At 75.5% G+C, this 3,140-nt stretch carries 4 protein-coding genes; 3 read left to right on the forward strand and 1 reads right to left on the reverse strand.

Translation table 11 applies throughout. The annotated features are described in order from the left end of the window. Nucleotides 1-232 precede the first annotated feature (232 nt). The gene (locus ACFV0G_RS37570) at nucleotides 233-895 is read left to right on the forward strand and encodes a zinc ribbon domain-containing protein (RefSeq protein ID WP_380557771.1); all 663 of its coding nucleotides are present in this window, start codon (nucleotides 233-235) and stop codon (nucleotides 893-895) included. Nucleotides 896-992: 97 nt separating this feature from the next. Then, nucleotides 993-1,295: a hypothetical protein gene (locus tag ACFV0G_RS37575; RefSeq protein ID WP_380557774.1), complete on the forward strand. Its 303-nt coding sequence runs from the start codon at nucleotides 993-995 to the stop codon at nucleotides 1,293-1,295. A gap of 261 nt (nucleotides 1,296-1,556) precedes the next feature. Here ACFV0G_RS37575 and ACFV0G_RS37580 read toward each other — a convergent pair whose 3' ends face one another. Then, nucleotides 1,557-2,339 (reverse strand): alpha/beta fold hydrolase, encoded by a 783-nt coding sequence (locus tag ACFV0G_RS37580; RefSeq protein WP_380557778.1) that lies wholly within the window; start codon nucleotides 2,337-2,339, stop codon nucleotides 1,557-1,559. Nucleotides 2,340-2,523: 184 nt separating this feature from the next. Here ACFV0G_RS37580 and ACFV0G_RS37585 point away from each other — a divergent pair, with 184 nt between their 5' ends. Beyond that, nucleotides 2,524-3,135: a hypothetical protein gene (locus tag ACFV0G_RS37585; RefSeq protein WP_380557781.1), complete on the forward strand. Its 612-nt coding sequence runs from the start codon at nucleotides 2,524-2,526 to the stop codon at nucleotides 3,133-3,135. Nucleotides 3,136-3,140 lie beyond the last annotated feature (5 nt).

The raw sequence follows: 3,140 nt of genomic DNA on the forward strand, positions 1-3,140 counted from the left end.
GGCGCAGCCTGCGCCACGGGACCCTCCTGCCCCCGCGGATCCGACGCACACGCAGCGCCCGCACCGCGGAAGGGCCGCCCGCCGGGGGCCCAGGCGGGGTGCCGCGGGGTTGCCGGGGCGCCCTCCACAGCCGCGGCCCGCTGTGCCATTGTGTGCTCCGGCCCAGAACTGGAGGCGCCCCCGCAGGCGTCCCAGAACGGGACGTATCGGCGGCACATTCGGGCGGGACGGCATGAGCGGCGAGATCTACTTCAGCAACAACTACCACGACCTCTCCCAGCAGCACGGGACGGGAGCGGGCTTCCAGTTCGAGTTCTCCTGCTCCCGCTGCTACGACACCTGGCGCTCGCCGTTCGAGGCCTTCGCCACGGGTCAGGTCGCCGGCTGGCTCGGCAAGGGGGTCAGTGCGGCCTGGGGTCTGATCGGCGGCACTGCGACCAGTGGCATCACCAACGCCGCGGACGGCCTGGCCGGTGCGAGCTGGGGCAGCGCCCGCGACGCCGCGTTCCAGCGGGCGATCGGCAACGCGCAGAGCCACTTCAACCGCTGCGGCCGCTGCACCCACTACGTCTGCGGCCGCTGCTGGAACGCCGCCCAGGGCCTGTGCCTGGGCTGCTCGCCCGACACCGCGGCGGAGGCGGTCGCCGCCCAGCAGCGGGGTCTCAACGACATGGTCTCCCAGCAGGCGTACCAGCACGGCCAGCAGCTCGGCCAGTCCTTCGACGTCACGGCGCAGCGGCAGCTGGTCTGCCCGCAGTGCCGGGCCGAGACGCACGGCACCCCGTTCTGTCCCGGCTGCGGGCACCGGCTGGCGCAGCAGATCGGGTGCACCGGGTGCAACAACCCGCTCCCGGACGGAGCTGCTTTCTGTCCGACCTGCGGCACCCGGCGCTGACGTTCGTTCGGCCCGGGACCCTTTCGGCGGGTGGACCGTTCGGGTTCGGAGGTTTCCGTCGGCCGGGCGGGGTGACAGGTAGGGTATGGGCAAATTCGTGATCACCGTACCCGGCACCCTCCACCGGCCCGTCGACGACCGGGCGCGCGGAGTCCTGCTGGCAGGGCTCCGGCGTGCCGACCCGGACGAGATCGGGGCCGAGGTGCCCGACCTGGACGTGCTGACCCTCGATCCGGACGGCGGCCCGTTCGTGCTGCGGTTGGAGGTCGACGCGGACAACCGCACGGCGGCCGGGGAGGCCGCCGTGGAACTCGCCCGCGAGGCGTTCGCCGCCGCGGGCTTCGAGGGGGAGGCGGTGGCCACCGGCTCACCGGTGATCACCGGAATCGATGTCGGCTGACGGCACCGCCGGGCCCGCCGAGGCCCGGCCGCCCCACCCGTCCGCCCGGCGCGCTAGGGCTTGGCTCCAAAGGCGTACGGATGCCACAGAGGGGCGCGGGGAACTGCGCAGTCCGGGAGCGGTGCTCCTGACGAATCCGGCGCACCCCTGGTCCGCACGGTGGCCCGCATCCGAATTGCGCTGTTCTCCCCCGGCCTTCGGCCGGGAGGCGCCCCCACGCGCCCCTGAATCGACCACCCGAGTGCCCTGTGAAGACAGTTCCTAGCGGGCGAGGAAGGGGAGGAGTACCGCGAGGAGTTCGGCGGGTGAGTCCAGGGCGATGAGGTGGGCCGCCGAGGGGAACTCGGCGAGCTCGGCGCCGGGGATCTCCGCCGCGTAGCGTCGGGCGATGTCGCGGAAGTCGGGGACGTCCAGGCTGCCGACGCCCACCAGGGTGGGGACGGCGATCGCGGAGAGGTCACCGCCGGGGGCGCCCTGGGAGTGCTCGCCGACCGCGTCCTGGTTGACCAGCGAGATCCGCAGCGGCGCGCGCAGCCCGTCGGCGAGGCCGGCCGGGACGTCGTCCCAGGAGCGGAGCGGGCCGCGCAGCCACATGTCGAGGTTGATCCCCACGGCGGCGTCCAGGTCCCCCGCGGCCAGGGCTGCGGTCTCCGCCTCGTCGTACTCGACCATCTCCCGGGACCAGTCGTACCCGCGCCACGGCGGGGCGAGGAGCGTCAGGGAACGCACCCGGGCCGGGTGGGCGAGGGCGAAGTCGGCGGCGACGCGGGCACCCCAGGAGGCACCGACGAGCCGGACCTCCCGGTGGCCGAGGCCGTCGAGGAGGCCGAGCAGGTCACCGGTCTCGGTGAACGGGCCCGCGGGCGGCGCGGAGGCGCCGAAGCCGCGCAGGTCGTACCGCACCACCGTGTAGCGCTCGGCGAGCGCCGGCACGACCGGGTCCCACATCCGGTGATCGGCCACACCGGCGTGGACGAGGACAACCGGCGGTCCGTCCCCGGTGACGGTGCGGGCGAGGCCGGCGGGGGCATCAGACAAGATCATCTGAGCATCCTGGCAGATGTGCACCGCGCCCACCAGCGGATATCCCGTGGAGCGCGGAGTGCGGATCCGCCGGTTTGCGGCCGCGAATCGGGGCAAGGCGCGTCCTCGGCGGCGGCCGCCGGCCTTTCGGAGCGACCGGCGGTCGCCGCTCCCCCCGCCCCTGTCGACAGAAGGGCTGCCTCCGATGGACCCGCTCCACCCCCGGAACGACCCGCACCTCCCGCCCGACGCCGCCGACCCGCTCGACCACAGCGAGCCGCCGGGCCGCACCGACCCGCTCGGCCGGTCCCTGCCCGGTGCGGGCGGCACGGCCGAGGTGAACGGCCCGGCCGCCCGCGTCGGCCTGGGCCTGCCCCTGCCGGACGGCGTAACCGACCTGTCCGCCGCACCGCCCGCCGCAGCGTCCGCCGGAGCGCCCGCCGCGCGGGACCTGCCGGACGTACCGGTGGACCCCGAACCCACCGGGTCCGCACCGGACCCCAGCGGGCACACGAGCACCGTCACCGCCTCCGCCGCCCGTGCCACCCGCGCCGCCCGAGCGGCAGCCACTGCGGTCACCGGCGCACTCCGCCGGACGGCCACCGTCGCCTGGCGGACCGCCCGCAACGGTGCGGACGCGGTCCGGCGCACCACGCGGCGCAGCCGGGCCGCCGGTGCAGCCAGGGCCTACGTGCCCGGCGGCGAGCCGTTCGCGGTGGACCGCCCGACCCGCCGCGGACCGGTCCTGGCCGCGGTCGGCGCCACCACCGCGCTGCTGCTCTGGGTCACCGTCCGCAGCCGCGGCCGGCACCGCTGAGGGCC

It is taken from the genome of Kitasatospora sp. NPDC059571, assembly GCF_042735675.1.
GTDB lineage: Bacteria > Actinomycetota > Actinomycetes > Streptomycetales > Streptomycetaceae > Kitasatospora.